Below are 23,105 nucleotides of genomic sequence, written 5' to 3'. Positions count from 1 at the left end.
CGACCGGGTTACGGCCTGTCCCCCTGGGCGGCAGGAACGGCAGGAACGGCAGGAGCCTCCGCGGCGATGCTGGCGCCCAGGGCGGCGGGGGCGTCCGGGATGACCGGGGCGTCGAGGGAGGCAGGCGCGGAGAAGTCCCACAGGGCGCCGACGGCCCACCACGGCCAGGCATGGCCGCCGTCCCACAGGATGTGCTGCAGCTCGGAGCCGGGCGCGAAGCGGGTGGCCTCCGCCTCGCCATCGGGGAGGTTCATCTTCAGGTAGTCCGACCAGCCGCCGCGCCAGGGCACGGTCCTGTCCGCGGTGCCGTGGATGTGCAGCATCCGGACGGGGACGGTCGGGCAGGACACCAGCGCCTGCCCGCCGACCATGCCGACCGCGGCGACGAGGTCGGGGGCCTCGCAGGCGACCCGGGCGGCGAGCATCGCGCCGTTGGAGAAGCCCCACACGTACACCCGGCTGCGGTCCACCGGGGTGTGGCGGGCGGCGTCGTCGACGACCTGGCGCAGGTAGCCGATGTCGTCGGTGGTGGCCTGGCCGCAACAGCCGCCGGCGTTCCAGGCCTCGTGGACGCCGACCCCGTAGGCGACGGCGAAGCCGTGGGCGTCGGCGAACGGATCCGCCCCCGACATCTCCCGCACGTTCTCGGGGCTGTTGAGCAGGCCGTGCAGGAGAATCACCAGCGGGCGGGCCGTGCCGCGGAACGTGGGCGAGAGCCGGACGTCGGTGTGCAGTTCGTAGGTCCGCCCGGAGGCCACGCGGTGCACCGTGTCCGCGGACGGTGTCGCCGGGCCGGACGCGGCCGGAGAGGGCCCGGCGGACGCGGAAGGCCCGGCGGAGGTCGCCGCGCCCGAGGCTGCGGCCAGGCCGGCGACCGCGGGCGACCCGGCGGCCGCGGTCGCGCTGGTGCCGCCGGGCGCGCCTGCGCCAGCAGGTGAGCTGACGCCGGAGGGCGAGACGGCGCCGGAGGGCGAGACGGCGGTCGGAGTGCCGGCGGGGGGTGGGCTGGCCGCCGGGAGCGGGGGGACGCCCGGCAGCTGGGTACCGGAGACGGAGGCGGCGTCCGGGAGCCGGGGCGCGGCCGCCGGGTTGGACGCGGCGGGCGCGGCGGCTATCGAGGACGGGCCGGCGAGGTGGGCAGCGCCGGCCGGGGACCCTGCGGCGGCCGCCGGGGCCGAGGTGACCGACGCGGCGGTGGCCGACGCGGATGACGACGGCGACAGCGTCGCAAGGATGAGGGTGGCCAGGCCGACGGCGACAACGCCGACGATCCCGNCCCCGCGCCGCAGCCGTCCCCGCCGGGACAGCCCGACCCGCGCCCAACGCAGCACGGACACCGTCCTCTCAACTCCTCGTCTCCGCCCGGTCAGAGCGGTCATGCTAACCCGCTTCCCGTCAAGAACTCCTATACCGGGCTAGCACAGCACAGCCGCGGGCGATTCGGCCGAACTCGGACGGCTTGCGCACCCGCCCGGGTGCGCCCGACCGTGCCGCGACCGCCCGGGCGCGGGCACCCGCCCGCCCCGGACCTGTGCCTGGGAGCGGCGCCATCTGTGTTCTTCTGGGGGATGAATCGGACGTTGAACCCTCCAGAAGGACCCGGGTGGGCGCTCTCCCCCGCATCCGCCGCCGACGCACGAGCCGTCGCCCGTTCCGCGACCCGCCTCCGTCACACCGCCAGCCGCCACGAACGGGAAGGGGACTGCTCGAGGCGTTGCGCTAGCGCAGCGCCGTGACCGAGGTGCCGGCGACGGCCGAACAAACATGTAGCACGGCTTCCCGGCCGGTGCGGGCGGAATAGGCGGGTTCGAACGCCGCCGTGAACGCGTCCAGCCGGGTCCGGTCCACGAGGGCCACCGCACAGCCCGCGAACCCGCCTCCGGTCATCCGGGCACCGAAGCAGCCCGGGGCGGCCTGCGCCGCGGCCACGGCCGCGTCAAGCTCCGGCCCCGACACCTCGAAGTCGTCCCGGATGCCCCGATGGCCGGCCAGCAGCAGCCGGCCGGCCGCCTCGGCGTCCCCGCGGGCCAGCGCCTCGGCGACCGCGTCGACCCGGGCGTTCTCGGCGATGACGAAGCGGGCACGGCGCAGCGCCACCGGGTCGAGACGGCTGGCGGCGTCCGCCGGCAGGGCCTCGAGGTCGCGCAGCGCCGGCACCGCCAGCGCCCGCGCGGCGCGCTCACATTCGGCGCGCCGGTCGGCGTAGGCGCTCGTGACGAGCTCCCGCCGTGAGCCGGTGTCGATGACGACGACGGCGAGCCCGGCCGGCAGCGGCACGGGTGTGATGGTCAGGGTCCGGCAGTCGATGCGCAGGGCGTGCCCGGCGATCCCCCCGACGCAGGCGAGCTGGTCGAGCAGGCCGGTGGCGGCGCCGACCCAGGTGTTCTCCGCCCGCTGGGCCAGCCGGGCGAGCTCCGTCGGTGCCGGCACGGAGCCGGCGAGGTGGGTGCAGGCCACGGCGACGGCGAGTTCCAGGGCGGCCGAGGAGGACAGGCCGGCGCCGAGCGGGATGTCGCTGGCGAGCGCGCCCTGCCACGGCACGAGGCCGGCCCCGGCGAGCTGGCCGGCCCCGGCAAGCTCGCCGATCGCGGCAAGCTCGCCGGTCGCGGCAAGCTGGACCGCCACGCCCTGCACGTACCGGGCCCAGCCGGTCGCACGGGCCGGCGGCGGCGTGTCCGCGGCCGGCGGCGGCAGCCCGACGACGGCGGGCGCCGGATCCTGTTCGGACACCAGCCGCAGGGTGGCGTCCCCTGCGGTGGGAACGTCGTCCGTGCGGCGCAGGGCGATGCAGAGCTCGCGATCGATCGCCACCGGCAGGCACAGTCCGTCGTTGTAGTCGGTGTGCTCGCCGATGAGGTTGACCCGGGCCGGTGAGCGCACCAGCAGGGTCGGCTCGCGGCCGTAGGCCGCCACGAACGCCCGCACCGCCCGTACCGCGGCCGGCACCGCCCGTTCGCCCAGGCCGGCCGCCGAACCGGGGCGGCCCGGGAGCGGCGTCACGACGGCCGGATCCGCAGCGGCGCGGCCGGGACCGCCTCGAGGCCGCCGGGCAGGGTCGCCTCCCCGTCCCAGGCATCCGCCACGACCGCGCGCAGCCGGCCCGCGGCGTCCTCGGGGGTGAGGTCGCGCGCGGGCTCCGCGAGCATCTCGTAGCCGACGAGATGCTTGCGGATCGTCGGCGAGCGCAGCAGCGGCGGATAGAAGTGGGCGTGTAGCTGCCAGACCCCCTCGGGGGGGCGCCGCGAACCGGTCGCCCGGCCCACGGCCCCCGCCGGATGCGGACCCGGTGCGCCGTGCCAGCCCATGGAGAACGGGAACGGGTGGTCGAACAGCGCGTCGTAGCCGGCAAGCAGGCGGCCCAGCACGTCGGCCAGGCTGTCCCGCTGGGCGTGGTCGAGCTCGGCGAGCCGCTGCACGGGTCGGCGGGGCAGCAGCAGCGTCTCGAAGGGCCACACCGCCCAGAACGGCACCACGACGAGCCAGTCGGAGTCGTCGAGGACGATCCGCTCCGCGGCGCGCGTCTCGATGCGGAGGTAGTCGAGCAGCAGGGAGCTGCCCGACCGGGCGAAGTGCTCCCGCTGGTGGGTGTCCTCGGCGGCGGCCTCGTCGGGCAGGGCGTCGCAGGCCCAGATCTGCCCGTGCGGATGCGGGTTGGAGGCGCCCATCGCGGTGCCGCGGTTTTCGAAGACCTGCACCCAGCGCCACCGCTCGGACAGCTCGGCCTCCTGCGCCGCCCACGTGTCGACGACCGTGCGGACCTCGAAGGAGGACATGTCGACCAGCCCGCGGCCGTGATCCGGGCCGAAGCAGACGACCCGGCAGGTCCCGTGCGCGGGGGCGCTGCGCAGCAGGCCGGCGGGGTCGACGGGGTTGACGGGGTTGACGGAGTCGGCGCCGGGCGGCGCGGGATCGCTCCCGGCGGGTCGCAGCGCCGGGAAGTCGTTGGTGAACACGTACGTGCCCCGGTAGTCGGGGTTGCGAGCGCCGCCCGCGCGCTCGTTGCCGGGGCACAGATGGCAGGCGGGATCGTACGCGACGGCGGGAGGCGTCGCCGCCGTCTCCCGACCGCCGTGCCAGGGGCGCCGAACCCGCCCCGGCGAGACCAGAACCCAGCGGCCGGTCAGTGGATTGAACCGCCGATGCGTGGTGTCGTCCATCGATTCGACAGCCTGCCACGGCTGCGGCCGGACCAGCCCCGTCCGGACCACCCCGGAAGATCCACCGGCGGTCGCGACGGCAGGCGATCCCCACCGCCCGGTTACCTGACGCAACGCCTCAACGACCCTAGGGTGAGAGAGGTGGCACCGCCGCGGCGCGGCCGCGACAACCCGCACGTGCGGTGATCCGGATGGGCGACGGTCGGGGCCGTCGGCGCGCCACGGCCGCCCGATGCATGCAACGCGCATCACACGGCGGACGGCGGACGCGCAGCACGGCGAAGGCGCAGCACGGCGGACACGCAGCACGGCGAAGGCGCAGCGCACGGCGGATCAGACAGGCGGGGACGGTCGACGGCCGACCGGCGCGGAAGGGACGGGCAGGGCATGGATCGACGGATGCTGCTGCGCTCGGCGGTGGCGGCGCTGGGCACCGCCGCGTTCTCCGGAGCTACCTGGCATGCGGCCCTGGCCGCCACCGCCCGGCCCGGGGTGGGGCCCTACGGACCGCTACGCCCACCGGACCGCTCCGGGGTGGCACTTCCCGCCGGTTTCACCAGCCGGATCGTCGCCCGCTCGCACCTGCTCGTCGGCGCGACCGAGTACGTGTGGCACGACGCGCCGGACGGGGGGGCCTGCTTCCCCGGGCCCGCCGACGGCTGGACCTACGTGTCGAACTCCGAGGTGATGCTGCACGGCGGCGCCTCGGCGCTGCGGTTCCGGGCCGACGGCTCGATCGCCTCGTCGGGGCGCATCCTCAGCGGCACCACCGCCAACTGCGCCGGCGGGGCCACCCCGTGGGGGACGTGGCTGTCGTGCGAGGAGTTCTTCTCCGGCCGGGTGTACGAGGCGTGGCCGGACGGGTCGCGCAAGGCCGTGGCGCGTCCCGCGCTGGGCCGTTTCACCCACGAGGCGGCGGCCTGTGACCCCGACCACCGGGTGATCTACCTGACCGAGGACCGCAGGGACGGCTGCTTCTACCGGTTCCGCCCGGACCGCTGGGGCGACCTGTCCGCCGGCCAGCTGGAGGTGCTGGTCGCCGATGCGCACGCCGAATCCGGGCCGGTGCGCTGGGAGCGGGTACGCGATCCGGACGGCTTCCCCCGGGCGACCCGCCGGCAGGTCCGCGAGGCCCGACGTTTCCATGGCGGCGAGGGCTGCTGGTACGCCCACGGCGTCTGCTACCTGACCACCAAGGGCGACGACCGGGTGTGGGCGTACCGGGCGGACGCCGAGCGGATCGACCTGCTCTACGACCGGGCAAGCCTGCCCGACCCGCCGCCGCTCACCGGAGTGGACAACGTCGTCGGCGCGCGCTCGGGCGATCTGTACGTCGCCGAGGACCACTCCCGTCCCGCCCTGGTGCTCATCACCCCGGACGGCGTGGTCGCGCCCTTCCTGCGGCTGCCGGAACACGACAGGTCCGAGATCACCGGCCCGGCGTTCAGCCCGGACGGGAGCCGGCTGTACTTCTCCTCCCAGCGCGGGGTGACCGGGCGCAACCGCGGCGGCATCACCTTCGAGGTGACCGGCCCCTTCCGCCGGTAAAGCCGAACCCGACGGTAAAGCTGAACCTGACTTCAGCTCCAGGGCCGTAGGATCGCGGGCATGCTCCCCACCGACCTGCTGACCGTAGGCGAGCTGTCGCAGCGCAGCGGATTCGCGCCCTCGGCGCTGCGCTTCTACGAGCGACAGGGGCTGATCGCCGCCACCCGCACCGCCGGCGGCCAGCGCCGGTACGAACGACACGTGCTGCGCCGGCTGGCGTTCATCCGCGCGGCCACCGCGATGGGGCTCAGCCTCGACGAGGTGGCGCAGGCGCTGGCGTCGCTGCCGGATGCCCGCACCCCGACGAAGGCGGACTGGTCGGCCATCTCGCGGCGCTGGCGCACCCGGCTGGACGAGGAGATCGCGGCCCTGGAGGCCCTGCGCGACGGGCTCGACTCGTGCATCGGCTGCGGCTGCCTGTCACTGCGCCGCTGCCGGATCTCCAACCCCGCCGACCGGATCGGCGCCCTCGGCCCGGGGGCCCGGGCGCTGCCCGCATCGCTGCGCGGCGCCGGGCGGATGCACCACGGCGGCCACCGCCCGCAACCCGCCCCCGACTGCGCCGGACCGTGTCCGAGCGGACCCGCCGCCACCGAGTCGGGGTCGGTCGGATAGACAGACGTGACGGCGGGTGGCGCGGCGGTCCGCGACCGCGCCAAGGCGAGCCGAAGCAGGGTCTGAGGAGGGGTTGTGGGGGACACATACGGCGCGTTCCGGTCGAATGCCGGCTCCACGGAGCAGGTCGACGGCCACGGCCAATGGACTGGCGGCGAACCACTGTCCCCGCTGCCCAGCCGGGTCGGCCACCGACCCGTCGAGGCGCCGCCCACCGGGCCCGGCCCGGTCCGCGTCCGTCGCCGCCGGCCGATGATCGTCGGACTCGGCGGCACCACCAGGGCCGACTCCACCACCCACCGGGCCCTGACGACGGTGCTCGCGACGATGGCCCAGGCCGGCGCCGAGACGGTGCAGTTCGGGTCCGCCGAGCTGGACCTGCCGATGTACGCACCGGAACGCCCCGAGCGCTCCACCGCGGCCCTGCGCCTGCTCGCCGCCGTGGAGCAGTCCGACGCCGTCGTGATCGCCACCCCCGGTTACCACGGCGGGATGTCCGGCCTGGTCAAGAACGCGCTGGACTACCTGGAGGACCTGCGCGGCGCGCCGCGACCGTACCTCGACGGGCGGGCGGTCGGTCTCATCGTCTGTGCCCAGGGCGACCAGGCCGCCGGAACGACGCTGAACGCGCTGCGCTCGTCCGTGCACGCCCTGCGCGGCTGGCCGACCCCGCTGGGCGTGACGTTCAACACCGCGCAGCCCCTCTTCGACGCCCACGGCCGGCTCGTCGACGCGGCCGCTGCGGCGAGACTCGAAACGCTCGCCGATCAGATCATGGGATTCACCTATGCCTGGTCTCAGGTGATCTGAACCGCCCCGCCCACCGGCCGCCCCGCCTACAGACCCTCCCGGTGACACTCTCCCCGTCCCGGTACTGCTCCGCACCGCAGCGGTCCCGCCACGGCGCACCCTGACGTATTCGCCCAGACGGGACGGGTCTACCGTGGCTGGCCCCGGCGGCGGAGCGCGGGTGCCCGGCCCGGCCGGGTGGGCGGACGACGAGGAGACGACGTGCGACGACGGTACGGGCTGCGTGGACTCGCCCGGACAGGTCTGGCCCGGGCGGGTCTGGCCGCCGCACTCGCGGCGACGCTCGCCGGGTGCGGCGGTGGTTCGGACGCCGCGTCGGGCAGCGCCGCAGCGTCCGATCCCGCCGCGAAGGGATCACCCGTCAAGCTGATGATCATCGCGCCGACGGGTACCGCCGGGACGAACTACCCCGAGATGGTGGCGGCCGCCCGCGCCGCCGTCCGCGGGGTCAACGCCCGCGGCGGGATCGCCGGGCACCCCGTCGAGCTCGTCCACTGCAACGAGCGCAACGACGCCGCCAGCGCGAAGAAGTGCGCCCAGCAGGCCGTCGACTCCGGCGTCCTCGCCGTCGTCAGCGAGGTCAGCGGCACCGGCGGGATCATGCCGATCCTGCAGAACGCGGGCATCCCGTCGATCGGGTCGGCCGGCATCTCCGCCGACGGCTCCGAGCTCAGCTCCCCCGCCAGCTATGTCATCAGCCCGCTGACGCTCTACCNGGCGGTCTGCCCGGCGCTGCTGGCAAAGGCGGGCGCGAGCCACCTCGGCCTGGTCGGCTACGACCTCAGCGCCAGCGACCGGCTGATCGTCATGGCCGAGGGCGGCGCGAAGGCGGTCCACCATCCGATCAACCCGAAGATCCGCATCCCGATCACGACGAGCGACTTCACCCCGGCGATCTCCCAGTTGTCCCGCTCCGGCGCCGACGGCGCCGTGCTGGTCGTGTTCGACCAGGCCGCCTACTCGGTGATCGCCAAGGCGGGCCAGCAGATCCGCACCTGCCACGCGGCGGGCACCCTGTCGCCGAAGTACCTGGCCACGCTCGGCCCGGCGGCGGACAAGCTCGTCGTCGCCACCGCCTTCCCGGAACTCAGCCAGGCCGCCCAGTTCCCCGAGGTCGCGCGGATGGTCGCCGAGCTGAACGCGGAGCAGACCGCCGGGGACGCCGACGCCGCCCCCGCCCTGCGCACCACGACGACCACCACCGGGGCGTGGCTGTCCGTCCAGATCGCCGAGAAGGTCGGCAACCAGGTGTCCGGACCGCTGACGTCGAAGAACCTGCTCGCCCAGCTCAACCGGACCAGGAAGCTGGACCTGGGCGGCATCGTCCCGCCGCTGGACCTCACCGCGACCACCCCGATCCCCGGCGCGGAGCGGATCTTCAACACGACGCTGCGGGGCGCCCGCTGGGACAGCGCCTCGAAGTCGTTCGTCCCCCTCGGCCCCGAGACCTACAACGGCCTGGACATCCTGCGCCGCGCCGCCTCCTGACCCGCCGTCCGCGGCACCGGGGCCGTCAGGGCAGCGGAAGGTAGGCCGGTTGGCGGGCCGGCTCCTCGGCGTCGCCGAGGTAGGCCGCCCGCACGAGGGGGTCGGCGGCGACCTGTGCCGGCGTTCCCTCGGCGATGAGGGCGCCGGCATCGAGGACGACCACCCGGTCGCAGATTCCCATGATCACGTCCATGTCGTGCTCGTTGAGCAGGATGCCGAGCCCCCACTCGTCGGCGAGGCGGCGCAGTAGGGCCGCGACCTCGGTGCTCTCGGACTCGTCCAGGCCGGCACAGGGCTCGTCGAGCAGCAGCACGGCCGGCCCGGCCGCGACGGCGCGGGCGATGGCCAGCAGCCGGCGGCGGCCGTAGGGCAGGTCGGAGACGGTGCGCAGCAGATCCTCGCGCAGCCCGAAGGCGTCGACGGCGGCGATCGCCGCGGCGGGCAGCGGCCGCGACCGCGGGAACACCAGATCGGTGAGATACGCGCGGGCGTCGCGGCGGTCGCTGGCCGCCTGGATGTTCTCCAGCACGGTGAGGTCGTCGAACAGCTCCAGGTTCTGGAACGACCGGCTGATGCCCGCGCGGGCCCGCCGGTGCGCGGGCAGTCGGTCGAGGCGGACCTCGCCGAGCGTCATCGAGGTGACCGACGCCGGGGTGTAGCCGGTGATCGCGTCGATGACCGTCGTCTTGCCCGCGCCGTTCGGGCCGATCATCCCGACCACCTGACCGGGAACGACCCGCAGGTCGACGGCGCGCACCGCGCGCACCGCGCCGAAGCTGACCGTCAGCCCCCACACCGACAACGCCGCCGGCTCGACCGCGCCCGACGGCGGGCCCTGGCCGGGAGCCGCGCGCAGCGCCTGGTCCAGCCGGGCGGCATCGGCACGGCGGCGGCGGTCGGCCGCGCCGGGCAGGTAGCGGTCGCGGAGCAGGCGGGCGGTGCGGGCGTTCTCGGGCGCCATTCCGCCGCCGGAGCGGGAGAGCACGACGACGAGGACGATGCCGCCGATCAGCGGCACGTACCGGTCCAGCTCGGCCAGCCAGTCGCGTACCACGCCCCCGAAGGCGGCGGCGAGCACGGCCGCGGCCGCCGCGACGAGCCAGGGCAGCCGGCGCCGCGCCGCCGCGCCGAGCCGGCCGCCGGTGCGCCGGTCGCCGGCCACCGCGGCGCCGGCAGCGAGGCCGAGCAGGCCGGCGATCGCCGCGACGACGACCCGCAGCACCGCGCCGAGACGGCCGAGCCACTCCCCGACCGAGCCGCCGATGCGGGTCGCCAGCGCGCCGGCGGCCATCGTCGCGCCCGCGAACGAGCCGCTCACCCAGCCGACCCCGCCGACGACGGCGTAGGCGATGAGCAGGATCGAGGAGAACGGCGCGAACGTCCCGTCGCCGTAGTCGATGTTGCCGCGCTCGCCGTAGACGTAGAAGGCGTAGAGCACCCCGCCGAACCCGGCGATGGCCGCGGACAGCGCGAACGCGTACAGCTTGGCGGCCACGACGCTGATGCCCAGCGCCGCGGCGGCCCGCTCGTTGGTCCGCACCGCGATGAGCCGTCGCCCGGCCCGGCCGCGGCGCAGGTTCGCGACCGCGAGCGCGACCAGGACGAAGGCGAGCACGGACACGGTCGCGAAGCCCCGCGGATCGGTCACCTTGTCGAGCGGGACGCCGAGGAAACGCTGGCGTCCCACCACCGTCCCCTCGGGCGAGGCGAGGTCACCGAACAGTGAGCCCAGCGCCCCCGCCCCCGGGGGTGGCGGGGAGTGGTAGCCCCGCTGGAACAACAGGGCGTCGACGGCCGCGCCGAGGCCGAGGGTCACCACCGCGAGCTGCAACCCCCGGGTGCGCAGCGCGGGCAGCGCGAACAGCAGCCCGACGACGGCGGTGCCGGCCACGCCGACGGCCATCGCCGCCTCCAACGGCCAGCCGCGGGCCGCGACGAGCCGCCCGGCGATCAGCGCCGCGATCCCGGAGAAGGCGAGCTGGGCCAGGGAGAGCTGCCCGGTGAACCCGACGAGCACCACGACGGACAGGATGATCAACGCCCACAGCGCGTTGGCGTCGAGGGCGTCGACCCAGTCGCGGGGCAACAGCCAGACCGCCGCCAGCATCGCCGCGACGGCGACGGCGAGGGCACGCGGATGGACCCGGCCGCTGCCGAGCACCGGATGGCGTTCGGCGAGGTGACCCCGCTCGGGCAGGCCCCGGCCGCGCACGGCCAGGTAGAAGACGATGACGGCCAGCGGCACCGCCCGGTCGACCCCGCGCCACCAGGGATGGTGCGCGACGAGCTCGTACTGCGCCTCCACCTCGATGACGCCGAGCACGAGGCCGCCGAGCAGCACCCCGGGGAAGGACTGGAACCGCGCCACCAGCGCCACCGCCAGCGCCGGCACGATGAGCAGCAGCAGGTTCGTCGCGGACAGCGGGTTCTGCAACGGGGCGAGCAGGACGCCACCGAGCCCGGCGAGCGCGCCGCCGGCACCCCACGCGCCGGCGGCGATCGCGTCGACGGACCAGCCGAAGGTGGCGGCGGCCCGCGGGTTCTCGGTGGCCGCCGTCGCGGCGAGCCCCACCGTCGTGAACCGGAAGACCGCCCACGCCGCCGCGATGAGCACGACGACCGCGGCGAGCCGGACGAACACGTCCACGCCGACGGACTCGCCGAACAGCTCGACCGTGCCGGTGGGCAGCACCGTCGGGGAGGTGCGCACCGCACCGGCGAACATCAGCGTCAGCGACGACTGGAGAATGATCAGCAGGCCGAGGGTCGCCATCAGCCGCAGCAGCGCCGTCGCCTCCCGCAGCGGGCGCATGACCAGCACCTGGAACCCGACGCCGATGCCGACCGTCGACGCGACGGCGAGCACCGCGGCCAGGACCAGNGGGAGCCCCCACGGGTCGCGCAGGCCGTGGAAGGCGTAGGCGGCCCACGCCACCAGCGCGCCCTGGGCCATGTTAAGCACCCCGGCCCCGCGGGCGATCACCACCACGCCCGCGGCGACCAGCGCGTACAGCGCGCCCGTCCCGAGGCTGAGCAGCGCGAAGCCCATGACGTCGTTCACGGTCCACCCTGCTCCGGGCGCCACACACCGGCGCGCCCTGCTTCATCCCCCAGCGGTCCCCCACGGCGGCCACCGGCCCGCCCCGGTCGCGACGAGCGACTCCCGCCCATCGCGCCACGGACCTCGCGCCGGAACCGCTGATCACGGCGACCGACGCAGACGGTACGGCGGGCGCGACCGGCGTGACAAGCAAACCATCCACAACAGCCACGGCAACCCACGCCGTGATCATTGGTTGGCGGAGGCGGCCACCGCGACCCACGGGACTCCCGGCGGCGAACCAAGTCGGGTGATCGTGGTCTTACGGGCAGACACCGGACACTCACGGAGGTCACTCGGACGAGCCACAATCCCGCCCGGACGTGGCACGGACCTGATGCCGCGCGGCGTCAGGCATGGTGGCCGCGCCCATCACCCGGTACATCTAGAACAGGCGGACACGTCGCTGTCGCCCGGCGCCCGCCCGCACCCGGCGATCGGCCGGCGGCAGCGCATTCGCACCGACCAGAACAGCCACGGGAGTGGGACGGATGACAGAGCTCGTGCCCGGTGCGAACGCGCCGCTGCCCCGCGGCCCCGTCTCGGTTCGCCTGATCGGGCCGTTCGACCTGTGCGCGTTGGTGACCGCGGCGCACGGCAAGGTCGACGGGGATGACGACTTCGTGTTCTACAACCAGCCGGCGACGGCCGGCGTCATCCTCAGCGGCGACGAGGTCATGGTCGACCCGGAGCGACTGCGGCCCGGCGCCGAACGCGTCGTGATCGTCGCCAGCTCCGAGGACGGCACGACGCCCTTCGGGCAGCTGCCCGGGCCCGTCGTCACGCTGCACGACCGGCGCGGCAACCTCAGCGCCCACTTCACCCCGCCGCCGCTGTCCAGCGAGACCGTGGTCACCCTCATCGAGATCTACCGCCGGGGAGCGGAGTGGAAGGTCCGCGCCGTCGGGCAGGGTTACGCCGACGGCCTCGCCGGCCTCGCCCGCGACTTCGGCGTGGACGTCGACGACGACAGCCCGGCCACGCCGGAGTCCGCGGCGCCCCCGCCCGATCTCACCCCGGCCGTCCCCCGCCAGGACGCCCCCGCCAGCGCCGCCCCCGCCAGCGCCGCTCCCGTCCCCGTCGGCGGCCCGCCGGCACGGTGGGGCGACCGTTCCGCGTCCGGCCACGGGCAGGTGCCCGACGATCGGCCGGCGCCGGACGGGGCCGGGTGGGCCGGGGAGGGCGGCGTCCCGGCGATGTTGGCCCAGGTCGTCACGCTGACGAACATCGAACGCGAGCGGGAGGGTCTCGCCCCGCTCGCCGTCGACCCCATGCTGACCGCCGCCGCCGCCGAGCACAGCCGGGACATGGTGGCGCGTGGCTTCTTCGCCCACACCAGCCCGGACGGCCGGACCGTGTCCGATCGGGTCACGGACCTGGGCTACCGCTACGCCCGGGTCGCCGAGAACATCGCCGCCGGCCAGACCACCGCCGAGGAGGTCGTCGCCGGCTGGATGCAGAGCCCCGGCCACCGGGCGAACATCCTCATCCCCCAGCTGCGCCAGATCGGCGTCGGGCATGCCACCGGCGGGGAGTACGGCACCTACTGGACGCAGGTCTTCGGCGTCCTGCTCTGAGCCGCCGACCGATCGCGGGGGGCGCCCCCGCGAGCTGAACACCTATGGCCGGCAGAACTCCTTCATCCGCCTCGCCTGAAAGCCCAACGGGGACTGGTACCCATGGTCCGGAACCAATCCCACCGTTTAGGTGAATTGCTGGCGCCACATCGCGGACGCGATCAACTCGACCGCGGAACCTGATCCCACCCTGTGCTGGTGCCTCAACGCCCACTACTCACAGAATCCGCCCAGCCACAACGCGCTCGAGCTCTACCCGGACGACGCCTGGGTGGACAGCATCGGTATCGACGCCTGCGATGGCTATCCGCCGTCACCGACGAAAACCCAGTTCGATGCTCAGACCAATGCACAAGGCGGTCTGAACCACTGGTGGAACTTCGNCCAGACACGCAACAAGGCGATGGGGGTCGGTGAATGGGGAGTGGCCGCCGGCGACGGCACGAACGGCGGCGGCGACCGCGCGAACTACATCCAGTGGATGTACGACTGGTTCACGGCCCACGCCGGCAAGGGGCTGATGTACGAGTATTACTTCAACAACTGTGACCCCAACAACGTCGGCTCCGATCTCTACCGACCGCGCTCGACGAGTTGCGTCTATCTGAATCAGGGGACGATGGGGAGGCCGCGTAGGNCGATGAGGTCGGGGGCGGCGAGGACCCCGACGTCGGCGCGCGGGTCGGCGGGGTAGACGACCAGGTCGGCGGGGGCGCCCTCGGTGAGCGCCGGATGGCCCAGCCAGGCCCGTGCCGACCAGGTGGCCGCGGACAGCGCGGCCTGCGCCGGCAGGCCGGCGCGGCGCAGCTCGGCGACCTCGGCGGCGACCCGGCCGTGCGGCAGGCTGCCCCCGGCGTCGGTGCCGACGTAGATGGGGATCCCGGCGTCGTACGCGGCCCGCACCGTGTCATAGCGGCGGGCGTGCAGGGCCCGCATGTGCCGGGCGTAGGCGGGGAACTTCTCCTCGGCGCCGCGGGCGATGCCCTCGAAAGTGGCGATGTTCACCAGGGTCGGGACGATCGCGACCCCTCGCTCGGCGAACAGCGGGATCGTGTCCTCGGTGAGCCCGGTGGCGTGCTCGATGCAGTCGATGCCCGCCTCGACGAGGTCGGCGAGCGAGTCCTCGGCGAAGCAGTGGGCGGTCACCCGGGCGCCGGCCGCGTGGGCCGCGTCGATCGCCGCCTTCGCGGCGTCCGCGGGCCAGCAGGGCGCGAGGTCCCCGACGCCGCGGTCGATCCAGTCCCCGACGAGCTTGACCCAGCCGTCGCCGCGGCCGGCCTGGGCGACGACCTCGGCCACCAGGTCGTCCGGCTCGACCTCGGCGGCATAGTTGCGGATGTAGCGGCGGGGACGGGCGATGTGCCGGCCGGCGCGCACCAGGCGGGGCAGGTCGTCGCGGTCGTCGACCCAGCGGGTGTCCGCCGGGGAGCCGGCGTCGCGCAGCAGCAGCGCGCCGGCCGCACGGTCGGTGGTGATCTGTTCCTCCGCGGTCGGCCGGTCCACGGCGCCGCCGGCATCGAGGCCGACGTGGCAGTGCGCGTCGACCAGGCCGGGCAGCGCCCAACCGGACACCGTTCGCACGTCCCGGGCGGCGGTGCCGACGGGCGCGGTGAAGCTGATTCGACCGTCGACGACCCAAAGCTCGTCGCGGACCTCCTCCGGCCCGACCAGCATCGCGCCCCGGATCCGCAGGGCCGGCTGACCCGTCACCACCGGCCTGCCTCCGACCGGCCTGCCCCCGACCACCCTGCCTCCGACCGAGCCGACCCCGTTCCGCGAGCTTCCGTCTCGGGAACGGCCAGCCTGGTTCCGACCCATGTCGTCACGTTCGCCTCCGCTGCTCCGTCGGGCCCAGTCTGCCCTTTTCCCGACGGAGCAGCGCGCCCCGGCCCGCGCTGAGGCCGGGACGCGGGGATGCGCCGAAGCCGGGGCGACGGTGGCGGCGTCAGACGTCGAGCTGGGTCTCGATGGCGCGCAGGCGGTGGCGGGCCAGCGCGAGGTTCGCCCGCCCCTTGTCCAGCACCAGGTAGAGGAACAGGCCGCGGCCGGAATGGCTCTGCAACAGGCGGATCAGGTGGTATTGGCGGCCGAGCGTGATGAGGATGTCCTCGATGGTGTCCTGCAGACCGAGACTCTCCATGGTCCGCAGCTTCGCCCGGATGACCTCGGTGTTGCCGGCAGCAGCCACCTCCAGGTCGAGAGTGTGCGCGTTTCCGGCCGTGCCGAGGGTCATGCCGCTGGTGAAATCGACGAGGGCCGCCCCGAGCGCGCCCCCGATCTCCAACGACTCCTTCAGCGCTATATCGACACTGTTCATATCGCCTCCCGCGTTGTCGAGGTGGACGGCGGCACCGACGCCGCCGCCCGTGTGCACCGACGTGGGCTCACGCGAACCGCGCGTCGACAATCGTCCCCGCATCACAGTCCCTCGCAGACTTCAAACTGCCCGATCTACGACTGCTCATCCAACTTTAATCGGCCGCGACCGGAACGCACGAGGCTGAACCAAAAAGTTACGTCCGCGGACAGCGAGACCACATTGGCCGGNCGACGCCGACCCGCGAAAAGCCTCCCCACCGAACCACCAGGCATTGCATTAACATGCAAAAATGATTATGAAGATAGGTCTTCGACGATGGAGATATCGGTCGCAGGCCGCGCAGGCCGCGCGGGAGCCGTCGACGGCCCCGTCGTCGCCGCCGAATCCGCCTGGGCGGCAGCGCACATCCCCCGGCGCGGGCGCCATGATCCGGTGTTGCGCGGGGTAGGAGCGGCGGCATGGCCGATCACCGAGCGACATGGCACCGGGGCAGCCTTCGGCAGAACGACACGCGGCGGGGCGGCGGGCAGCCCGGGCGGCGAGGTGCACTGCCGGTCGCGGTGCTGGGCCTTCTGGTCCTCATCTCGGTTCTCGCGGCGGGATGCGGCTCGCAGCCCAGGGGGGCGCAGCAGACCGCGGCGGCGCAGCGCGCACCCGCCGGCGACACCAGTCCGACCAGCCCGGGTCCGACCAGCCCGGGTCCGACCAACCGGACCGGCTTGATCGGCCCGACCGGCCCCACTGTGCAGAGCGGCCCCGGCGGGAGGCCGGGATCTACACCCGAGCCCGGTGCGGCCGGGCATGGGGACGAGCCGGGGCGGCCCGCGGCCAGGGGCACCGACGCGCCGCAGCTCCCGATGGGCGGTCGCACGCTGCTGCCGCGCTTTCGGATCGTGGCGCACTACGGTTCGGTGGGCGGGGGCGCACTCGGCGTGCTCGGCGAGGGGACGCCGGAGCAGGCGGCGCAGCGCGTGCTCGCGGCCGCGGCACCCTTCGCGGCGGGCGGCCGGCCGGTGCAGCCGGCGATGGAGCTCATCACGACCGTCGCGTCGGCCTCACCCGGCGCGGACGGGCTGTACAGCTCCGCGCTGCCCCCGGCCGCAGTCGAGCCCTACCTCGCCGCCGCCCGGGCGCACCGGATGCTGCTCATCCTCGATCTGCAGCCCGGACGCGGGCGTTTTCTGGACCAGGCGCGCCGGTACGAGCGTTTCCTGCAGGAACCGGACGTCGGGCTCGCCCTCGACCCGGAATGGAAGATGGGACCGGGCCAGGTCCCCGGCCGCCAGATCGGTAGCAGCGACGCGGCCGGGCTGAACGAGGTCTCCGCCTGGCTCGCCGGCGTCGCCCGCGCGCACAATCTGCCGCAGAAACTGTTCGTGATACATCAGTTCACCGAATCGATGCTGCCCGACCGGGCGGCCATCGCGGCCCGCCCCGAACTCGCCACCGTCTTCCATATCGACGGGTTCGGCGTCCGTCAGGACAAGCTCGACAAGTACGCGCTGCTGGCGGCCAAGGCGCCGTTCTTCACCGGATTCAAGCTCTTCCTCGACGAGGACACGAACATGTTCAGTCCGGCGGAGACGCTCACCCTCACGCCCCCGCCGGACCTCATCACCTACCAGTGAGCAGCGCTCAGCCTCGCCACCACGGCCCGGTGATGGCCACCGTAAGACCGTCGCCCTGGACGTTGGCGTACAGCCAGCGGCCGTCCTGGGAGAAGGTGGCGCCGGCCCACTCGCTGTCGCTGCCGGCGTTGCGGGCGAGCGGATAGGGGGTGCCGTCCGCCGAGGGGGCGACGAGGTAGTTCTCGCCGTCGCCGTCCTCGCAGAGGACGATCCCGCCGAGCGGCGAGACGGTGATGTTGTCAGGCCCGTCGAACCGGCCGCCCGGCTCCAGGCGCAGGACGAGTTCCAGGGTGGAGCGCTTCGGGTCGAACCGCCAGACCTGCCCGGAGTGGTCGGTGGCGGCGCCGTCGGACTTCTTCGCGTAGCTGGAGACGATGTACGCGGTGCCCTCGGACCAGAAGATGCCCTCGGCCTTCGGCACCCGGGTGATCTTCGCGGCGTCGAACTGCGAACGGACCGACACCGTGGTCGCGTCCGGATCGGGCACGTCCACCCAGGTGACGGCCAGCTTGGTGTGCAGCTCCCGCACCGCGGACAGGTCACGCACGTCGGGCACCGACAGCGCCTGCAGCTTTCCGCCGGCCCGCAGGCTGCCGGGGCCGCCGAGCGGGCGACGCGGCAGGAACCGGTAGAGCAGGCCGTACGGCTTGGCGGCGTCCTCGGTGAGGTAGACGATGCCGGAGTGCGGGTCGATCGCGACTGCCTCGTGCGGGAAGCGGCCCAGCGCCGTCAGCGGCACCGGGGCGGCGTCGCGCAGCCGGCCGAAGGGGTCGACCTCGAACACGTATCCGTGCTTCTTGGTCAGCACCGCATCGGTGGCCGGGGTGGCCTCGGTCTCCTCGCAGGACAGCCAGGTCCGCCACGGCGTGCCGCCGCCGGCGCAGTTGCGGTAGGTGCCGGCGAGGCTCGGCACGTGGCCGAGCAGCCGGTCACCCGCGACCGTGAGGGTCGTCGTCCCGCCGGCGCAGGCCGGGTCGTAGACGAGGCCGTCGCGGTGCGGCACCGCCGGGATGTCGGTTCCCGGCGACAGCTCGTGGTTGCGCACCAGCACGCTGCGCCCGAACCCGCCGGGGAAGGCGTACATGCCGTCGTGCGACCCCGGCACCGCGCCGCCGCCGTCCAGCGTGTCCTTGCCGGCGCGCGAGAACACCGTGTAACGGAAGCCGGCCGGCAGGTCGATGACCTTCTTCGGATCCGCGACGAGCTCCCCGTACCCGCGGAAGGCCTTCGGCGTCGCGGCGTTCGCGGTCCCCGCGAAGACGGCGTCCACCGCCCCGGCCAGGGCGAAGCCGAGGCCGGCGGTCCCCGCGCCGGCCATCAACTGTCGACGGTTCACAACCATGTGTGTCCTCCTCCGGCGCCGGTCCCATCGACGCCGCAGGGAACGCTGTCAGCCGCACATGGCCGGAGATCGACACGGATGGAAACATCAGTGCACGTACAACCGACCGGTACGCTCGCCCACCGTCACCGAGCCGACCCTCCCCAACCCCGACGACCAGCACCAACGCCGATCCCCCGCCGCAGCGGCCCCGCCCCCGCAAGGAGGCCGGTGTGCATGGGAGCGGCGCCACCTGTCTCTTCCACAGGGACAAACTGGACGCCGACCCCGGTGGAAGAACCATGGCGGCTCTCTCCCACGCATCCACCGCCTACGCACGAGCCGCGGTCCCCTTCGCGCCAGTTGCCGGCCCGGCGGTCGATGCCGCCGGGCCAGGGAGCGGGATCATGGGACGGGGACGGGGACGAGGGTCAGCCGACGGCGACGGTGTCGTAGTCGGCGATCCGCAGGGACATCGTCTCGGCGAGGCGGGCCATGGCGCCGTCGATGAGCTTGAGGTCGCGGATGGCGAGCTGGCCGTCGTGGACGGTGCCGGCCAGCTCCTCACTGCGGCGTTCGGCCCGGTCGAGCAGCGCCGACGATCGGGTGTAGGTCACGTCGCGCGGGCCGTTCAGCGCGGCGGCGATGACATCCAGCGACTCGTGCAGGGTCGCGGTCGCCCCCTTGATCTCCCGTCGGCTGCCGAGGTCGAGCAGACCGGCCTTCTCGACGTCGTGCACGAGGTTGCGGCTGTAGCTGCGCGACGCGGTGGCCAGGCGCATGACCTCCCCGAGGGTCTCGTCGATGCCGCCGACCACGGTGCGGCGCAGGGGCTGGGCGGTGGCGACCAGGCCCTGGTAGGCGGCGTCGACGGCGCGGGCGTCGGCCCTCAGAGCGGAGTCAACGCCGACCGGGTCGCCGAGCAGGCGGGAGCTGGCATGTTCGACGAGGTTCGCCACCGCCTGCACGTACGCCCGCAGGGCGATCCGCAGCACCCGGCGCGTACGCAGCGGGAACACCACCATCACGACCACGATGGCGACCCCGGCGCCGAGGGCGGTCTCCTCCAGCCGCAGGCGCAGCAGCGAGTTGGAGAACTCGTCGAGCTGGACGTAGAGCTGGGAGACCATCACGGTGATCCCGACGACCATGAAGGCGTAGTTGATCCGCATCAGGTAGAAGCCGAGGAACAGCGAGACGAAGATGACCGTGAGCGAGAGCGCGGTGTCGTGGCCGACCGCATGCGCGAGCACCGAGCCGATCAGGATGCCGACCAGCGTGCCGATCACCCGGGACAGCGCCTTGCGCACCTGCTCGCCGGAGTTGTTCGCCCCCATGAAGGTGATGAACGCGGCGATCACCGCCCAGTAGAACCGCCGGCCCGACAGCAGGTCGCCGAGCGCGATCGCCCCCGCGACCGCGACGCCCATCTGGATGGCCGCTCGCACGTGGGGGGCGAGCCGGACGCTGCCACCGGAGTGGACGCCCCGTTCCAACGAGGCCATGGCGCTCGGCACCGCGGACCCCGGCAGCCAGCCACCGAACAACATCACCGACGGTTGGAACGCGGCCGCGCCGTCCTCGGCCTGCGCCGAGCCCAGGGCGAGCCACTGGACCATCGCCTCGGTCAGCGCGAGCACCGACCCGGCGAACCGGTGCACGACGACGACCGCGGTACGGTCCCGGTTGCCAGCCAGGGGATCGGGGTCGTGGTCCACCGCCCGCAGCAGCTCGATCAGCGCACGGGCGTGGGCGTCGGCCGCCTCGGCGTCGCGGTCGAGGATCCCGTGCAGGGCCCCGCGGACCTCGGCGAGCTGGTCGGCGGGCAGGTCGAGGCGGGCCATGGCCTGGGCGAACCGGGCGACGTTGGTCAGGGCCAGCTCGACGTCGAACAGGCGCTGGTGCAGGAGCTGGCCCGACGAGCCGTCCGCCACCGCGGCCGGATCGCCGAGCTGGGCGTCGATCATCAGGGCGGCCTCGTTGAGCCGGACCAGCTGTCGCTGCAGGCGCTGCTCCTGGCGCGCGCCGTGTTCCGGGTCCTCGAACAGCTCCAGCGCCAGCTTCGCCACCTTGCGGGCGCGGGCGGCATAGGAGCGCTGGGTCCGCTGCAGGGCCTTCGCGGGATGCGGATAGAACAGCACGAAGCGGACGACGATCGCCACCGCCAGCCCCACCCCGAGCTCGGCACACAACCAGCCGAGGTCACCCAACGACACGCCCGCTCCCAGGAAGAACCCCAGGAAGACGCCCATGAACAGCACCATGCCGCCGATGAAGCCACGCATGCCGAACCGTCGGCAGTAGGTGCCGACCGCCAGGCTGGCGGCGAGGACGATCAGCGAGATCGTCCGGTGATCGGCGAGGCTGATGCCGAGCACGAGCATCGGGACCATGGGGACCGGCAGCAGGAGCATCGTCACGAGCTGGCCCCGCGCGGTCGCGTCCATCACCCCGAAGACCGAGATCAGCCCGATCAGCGCGCCCAGCATCATGGCGATGACCTGGTACTGGTGGTTGGCCGCCGCCACCGCGGCCGCCTTCGCCGCGGGCAGGTGGGCGCCGTGGGTGTCGATCTGCAGCGCGTGGGTGGCCCGAACGAACAGCCATTCGGCCAGCAGGATCGCGCCGATCGTGACGACGCAGTGCAGCGCCATCCGGAACCGGTTCAGGCCGGGGTCCGATCCAAGGAAGCGGTCAACCCAGCGGGTGCGAAGCTGCTCGGCCGGCCGGGCCGGCGGGCTGGCGGTGGCGACGTCGAGCCGGGCCTCACCGATGCTCAATACATCCCTCCAACGGGGGTCGCGATCCGCCCTGGTCGAGGATCGGATCGACTGGCCGAGGGCGACGGGGGCCCGCCCTCGTGCATGACGCGGCAGTGCCCGGCGAACGGCATCGGTCATCCAGACCGCGCCCGTGCGGGCGATGGACGCGGCGAGGCCGACAGCCCCGGCGGCGATTCGCACGATCGGAACCCGATGTGCGGCTATTTATAAGTTAGCAATATTTCAGCTACCGGAGTGCTCTCTCCGGATGTGGGAGATGTGACAGCAGGTGAGGGAATAGGGTGATCTCCCCTGAGCCTTTCGGGCTGGTCGCAACGGGGACTCACCACGCGCCCGCCGCGCACCACGGAACGTGCGACGGTCCGCGCCCCGCCCGCCGCGCCCGAGCGCGATCAGCCACCCCTTCGGTCGCCGAACGTGACGACGCGCTCGCCGGTCACGCGCGACCAACCCCGCCGCCGGCACCAGCGGGACAACACGCGGCGACCAACATTCCCGGACAGGATTATCCGTAGACAGACTTCCCCGAGAATCCCGGTGTGCCGAATTTCGGCACGCTGTCGTCACGGGTTCCGGCGAACTACGAAAAGCCGGCCGGCGTCGATGTCCGACCGACAGTTTTCCGGCCTCGTCGACAATCCTGCCACCAACTCGCTTCGTCAGTCCCGGCCAGGCACCGGGAGGTCCGTGGCCGAGGACTCCCGCCGAACGGACTCAATCCCGACCTCGACCCCGGCGGCGGCCGCGACGGTGGGGGCGGCCGCGATGGTGGGGACAGCGGGGGCGGGGGCGGGACCAGCGCGGTCGCCGAGCAGCCGGGTGCCGTCGGGGAGGTTGCCGGTGGCGGCGGCGTGGCGCAGGTACTCCCACAGGGCGCGCTGGAGCTCGACGGCGGCGCGGGTCGGCTCGACATCGCGGCGCCGCGCGAGCCCGATCGTGCGTTGCAGCCCGGGTGCCACGAAGGGGGTCACCCGCATGCCGAGGCGACGGGCGACCATGCTCGGGATCACGGCACTGCCGAGTCCCGCCGCGACGAAGCCGAGCACCGCGTCCATCTCCCCGCCCTCGATCGCGAAGGTGGGCTCGAAGCCGACCTCCCGGCAGGCCGTCACGGTGGCCTCGCGCAGGTCGTAGCCGCGCCGGAACATGACCAGCGGCTGGTTGCGCAGGTCTGCGACGGTCAGCGAGCGACCGGTGACAACGGGCGGCTCGTCGAGGGAGGAGACCAGGACCAGGCTCTCCCGGATGAGCGGGGAGGTGACCAGTGCCGGGTCGGAGCTCTGCAGCGGCAGGATGATCAGGGCAAGGTCGAGGTCGCCGCCCGCGAGGTCGCGGACCAGGTCACGGGAGCCGCCCTCCTCGACCAGCAGGCGGATGCCCGGGTAGCGCTCGTGGAACAGGCGCAGCACGTCGGGCAGGAAACCGGTGCACAGGCTCGGCGTCGCGCCGAGGCGGACCGTGCCGTGGCGCAGGTCCAGCAGCTCGTTGACGCGCTGGCGAGCCGTCTCCGTGTCCGCGAGGATCCGTCGCGCCAGCGGCAGCAGCGTCTCCCCGGCCGCGGTCAGGCTGATGTTGCCCCGGGCGCGGTTGAACAGTGGTGTGCCCAACTCCTGTTCGAGCGCGCGAACCTGTTGGGACAGCGAGGGTTGCGCCACATGCATCCGCTGCGCGGCCCGGGTGAAATGGCGGGTCTCCGCGACGGCGACGAAATAGGCGAGCTGGTGGAACTGCACACCGGCCAGCGTAGACCTCGATAGA

At 73.6% G+C, this 23,105-nt stretch carries 15 protein-coding genes and 2 pseudogenes; 7 read left to right on the top strand and 10 right to left on the bottom strand.

Going from position 1 to position 23,105, the window contains the following annotated elements:
* Positions 1–8 precede the first annotated feature (8 nt).
* From UK82_RS37900 to UK82_RS14950, 3 genes are all read right to left on the bottom strand, one after another.
* A complete protein-coding gene (locus UK82_RS37900; RefSeq protein WP_236705964.1) occupies positions 9–680 on the bottom strand; it encodes a PHB depolymerase family esterase in 672 nt (223 codons plus the stop codon).
* A gap of 1,039 nt (positions 681–1,719) precedes the next feature.
* Positions 1,720–3,000 (bottom strand): galactokinase, encoded by a 1,281-nt coding sequence (galK, locus tag UK82_RS14955; protein WP_055407750.1) that lies wholly within the window; start codon positions 2,998–3,000, stop codon positions 1,720–1,722.
* Positions 2,997–4,157 carry a UDP-glucose--hexose-1-phosphate uridylyltransferase gene (locus UK82_RS14950; protein ID WP_055407791.1) on the bottom strand — a complete coding sequence of 387 codons (1,161 nt, stop codon included), beginning with the start codon at positions 4,155–4,157 and terminating at the stop codon, positions 2,997–2,999. The genes galK and UK82_RS14950 overlap by 4 nt, the downstream gene beginning before the upstream one ends.
* A 387-nt stretch (positions 4,158–4,544) precedes the next feature.
* Here UK82_RS14950 and UK82_RS14945 point away from each other — a divergent pair, with 387 nt between their 5' ends.
* The 5 genes and pseudogenes from UK82_RS14945 to UK82_RS37890 form a co-directional block, all read left to right on the top strand.
* Positions 4,545–5,705 (top strand): alkaline phosphatase PhoX, encoded by a 1,161-nt coding sequence (locus UK82_RS14945; RefSeq protein WP_055407748.1) that lies wholly within the window; start codon positions 4,545–4,547, stop codon positions 5,703–5,705.
* A 60-nt stretch (positions 5,706–5,765) separates the two neighbouring features.
* A complete protein-coding gene (gene soxR, locus UK82_RS14940) occupies positions 5,766–6,320 on the top strand; it encodes a redox-sensitive transcriptional activator SoxR (protein ID WP_055407746.1) in 555 nt (184 codons plus the stop codon).
* 75 nt (positions 6,321–6,395) lie between these two features.
* Complete coding sequence (locus UK82_RS14935; RefSeq protein ID WP_052680952.1) at positions 6,396–7,130, top strand: NADPH-dependent FMN reductase; 735 nt, start codon at positions 6,396–6,398, stop codon at positions 7,128–7,130.
* 201 nt (positions 7,131–7,331) lie between these two features.
* A pseudogene (locus tag UK82_RS37895) lies at positions 7,332–7,845 on the top strand (ABC transporter substrate-binding protein); the annotation flags it as partial.
* Position 7,846: 1 nt separating this feature from the next.
* Positions 7,847–8,618, top strand: a 772-nt coding sequence (locus UK82_RS37890; RefSeq protein ID WP_236705946.1) for an ABC transporter substrate-binding protein, incomplete at its 5' end; no start/stop codon positions are given.
* Between the two features lie 25 nt (positions 8,619–8,643).
* Here UK82_RS37890 and UK82_RS14925 read toward each other — a convergent pair.
* Together UK82_RS14925 and UK82_RS37885 are read right to left on the bottom strand one after the other, a co-directional pair.
* Positions 8,644–11,499, bottom strand: a pseudogene (locus UK82_RS14925) (ATP-binding cassette domain-containing protein); the annotation flags it as partial.
* A 1-nt stretch (position 11,500) separates the two neighbouring features.
* The coding region (locus tag UK82_RS37885) for a hypothetical protein (protein ID WP_236705963.1) at positions 11,501–11,679 on the bottom strand (179 nt) is incomplete at its 3' end.
* A gap of 530 nt (positions 11,680–12,209) precedes the next feature.
* On the opposite strand from UK82_RS37885, the gene UK82_RS14920 reads away from it, so the two are divergent.
* The gene (locus UK82_RS14920; protein ID WP_044883736.1) at positions 12,210–13,295 is read left to right on the top strand and encodes a CAP domain-containing protein; all 1,086 of its coding nucleotides are present in this window, start codon (positions 12,210–12,212) and stop codon (positions 13,293–13,295) included.
* Between the two features lie 638 nt (positions 13,296–13,933).
* On the opposite strand, the gene UK82_RS14915 is transcribed toward UK82_RS14920, so the two are convergent.
* The coding region (locus UK82_RS14915) for an amidohydrolase family protein (RefSeq protein ID WP_236705962.1) at positions 13,934–14,969 on the bottom strand (1,036 nt) is incomplete at its 3' end.
* A 271-nt stretch (positions 14,970–15,240) separates the two neighbouring features.
* Positions 15,241–15,612 carry a hypothetical protein gene (locus UK82_RS14910; RefSeq protein WP_055407787.1) on the bottom strand — a complete coding sequence of 124 codons (372 nt, stop codon included), beginning with the start codon at positions 15,610–15,612 and terminating at the stop codon, positions 15,241–15,243.
* 860 nt (positions 15,613–16,472) lie between these two features.
* Here UK82_RS14910 and UK82_RS14905 point away from each other — a divergent pair.
* Positions 16,473–17,243: a hypothetical protein gene (locus tag UK82_RS14905; protein WP_304438052.1), complete on the top strand. Its 771-nt coding sequence runs from the start codon at positions 16,473–16,475 to the stop codon at positions 17,241–17,243.
* Positions 17,244–17,250: 7 nt separating this feature from the next.
* On the opposite strand, the gene UK82_RS14900 is transcribed toward UK82_RS14905, so the two are convergent.
* The 3 genes from UK82_RS14900 to UK82_RS14890 form a co-directional block, all read right to left on the bottom strand.
* Positions 17,251–18,585, bottom strand: coding sequence for an alkaline phosphatase PhoX (locus UK82_RS14900; RefSeq protein WP_055407740.1), 1,335 nt, complete (start codon positions 18,583–18,585; stop codon positions 17,251–17,253).
* A gap of 410 nt (positions 18,586–18,995) precedes the next feature.
* Positions 18,996–21,344, bottom strand: coding sequence for an FUSC family protein (locus UK82_RS14895; RefSeq protein WP_055407738.1), 2,349 nt, complete (start codon positions 21,342–21,344; stop codon positions 18,996–18,998).
* A gap of 662 nt (positions 21,345–22,006) precedes the next feature.
* Complete coding sequence (locus UK82_RS14890) at positions 22,007–23,080, bottom strand: LysR family transcriptional regulator (RefSeq protein ID WP_236705945.1); 1,074 nt, start codon at positions 23,078–23,080, stop codon at positions 22,007–22,009.
* Positions 23,081–23,105: the final 25 nt, after the last annotated feature.

The sequence above is a fragment of the Frankia sp. ACN1ag genome (assembly GCF_001414035.1).
GTDB lineage: Bacteria > Actinomycetota > Actinomycetes > Frankiales > Frankiaceae > Frankia > Frankia torreyi.
The sequence above is the reverse complement of the archived record's forward strand: the minus strand, read 5'-3'. Positions and strand labels throughout refer to the sequence as shown.

What these genes read in the sequence shown, in the direction of transcription:
- UK82_RS14950 (WP_055407791.1), bottom strand. Translation starts at nt 4,157, where the DNA reads ATGGACGACACCACGCATCGGCGGTTCAATCCACTGACCGGCCGCTGG.
- UK82_RS14945 (WP_055407748.1), top strand. Translation starts at nt 4,545, where the DNA reads ATGGATCGACGGATGCTGCTGCGCTCGGCGGTGGCGGCGCTGGGCACC.
- soxR (WP_055407746.1), top strand. Translation starts at nt 5,766, where the DNA reads ATGCTCCCCACCGACCTGCTGACCGTAGGCGAGCTGTCGCAGCGCAGC.
- UK82_RS14920 (WP_044883736.1), top strand. Translation starts at nt 12,210, where the DNA reads ATGACAGAGCTCGTGCCCGGTGCGAACGCGCCGCTGCCCCGCGGCCCC.
- UK82_RS14910 (WP_055407787.1), bottom strand. Translation starts at nt 15,612, where the DNA reads ATGAACAGTGTCGATATAGCGCTGAAGGAGTCGTTGGAGATCGGGGGC.
- UK82_RS14905 (WP_304438052.1), top strand. Translation starts at nt 16,473, where the DNA reads ATGGGCGGTCGCACGCTGCTGCCGCGCTTTCGGATCGTGGCGCACTAC.
- UK82_RS14900 (WP_055407740.1), bottom strand. Translation starts at nt 18,585, where the DNA reads ATGGTTGTGAACCGTCGACAGTTGATGGCCGGCGCGGGGACCGCCGGC.